At 70.0% G+C, this 1164-nt stretch carries 1 pseudogene; it reads left to right on the top strand.

The features are described from left to right. Window positions 1-1164, top strand: a pseudogene (locus IE239_RS41195) (alpha-1,4-glucan--maltose-1-phosphate maltosyltransferase); the annotation flags it as partial.

The following is a 1164-nucleotide window of genomic DNA, read 5'->3' as shown; positions in this document are numbered from 1 at the left end:
CGGCATCCGCTGCGCGAGCTGGTCACGGCCTCCGAGCCGCTGCCGCTGCTGGTGGAGCGGGAGCGGGCCCTGTACGGGGCCTGGTACGAGTTCTTCCCGCGTTCCGAGGGGACCCCCGAGCGCCCGCACGGCACGTTCCGCACGGCCGCGCGCCGGCTGCCGGCCATCGCGAAGATGGGCTTCGACGTCGTCTACCTGCCGCCGGTCCACCCGATCGGCACGACGTTCCGCAAGGGCCGCAACAACACCCTCGATCCCGGCCCGGACGACGTGGGGGTGCCGTGGGCGATCGGCTCGCCGGAGGGCGGCCACGACGCGATCCACCCCGATCTGGGCACGCTGGAGGACTTCGCCGCCTTCGTGGAGCGGGCGCGGGAACTGGGGCTGGAGATCGCCCTCGACTTCGCGCTGCAGTGCTCCCCCGACCACCCCTGGGTGCACAAACACCCGGAGTGGTTCCACCACCGGCCCGACGGGACGATCGCCTACGCGGAGAACCCGCCGAAGAAGTACCAGGACATCTACCCGATCGCCTTCGACGCCGACATGGACGGCCTCGTCGCGGAGACCGTGCGCGTGCTGCGGCACTGGATGTCGTACGGGGTGCGGATCTTCCGGGTGGACAACCCGCACACCAAGCCGGTCGTGTTCTGGGAGCGGGTCATCGGGGAGGTCAACCGCACCGACCCCGACGTGATCTTCCTCGCCGAGGCCTTCACCCGTCCCGCGATGATGCACACCCTCGGCCAGATCGGCTTCCAGCAGTCCTACACCTACTTCACCTGGCGCACCACGAAGCAGGAACTGACGGAGTACCTCACCGAACTGTCGGGGGAGGCGGCCTCGTACATGCGGCCCAACCTCTTCGTCAACACCCCGGACATCCTGCACGCCTATCTGCAGCACGGCGGCCGGCCCGCCTTCGAGGTCCGGGCCGTCCTGGCCGCGACCCTCTCTCCGGCCTGGGGGGTGTACAGCGGCTACGAGCTGTGCGAGAACGCCCCCGTGCGGGAGGGCAGCGAGGAGTATCTGGACTCGGAGAAGTACCAGCTCAGGCCCCGTGACTGGGAGGCGGCCGAGCGCGAGGGCCGCAGTCTTGCCCCGCTGATCACCAGGCTCAACGAGATCCGGCGGGCCAACCCGGCCCTGCACCGGCTGCGGAAT

It is taken from the genome of Streptomyces humidus, assembly GCF_014649655.1.
Classification (GTDB): domain Bacteria; phylum Actinomycetota; class Actinomycetes; order Streptomycetales; family Streptomycetaceae; genus Streptomyces; species Streptomyces humidus.
Note: the sequence above shows the minus strand (reverse complement) of the source record. Positions and strands in the feature narration are given on the sequence as shown.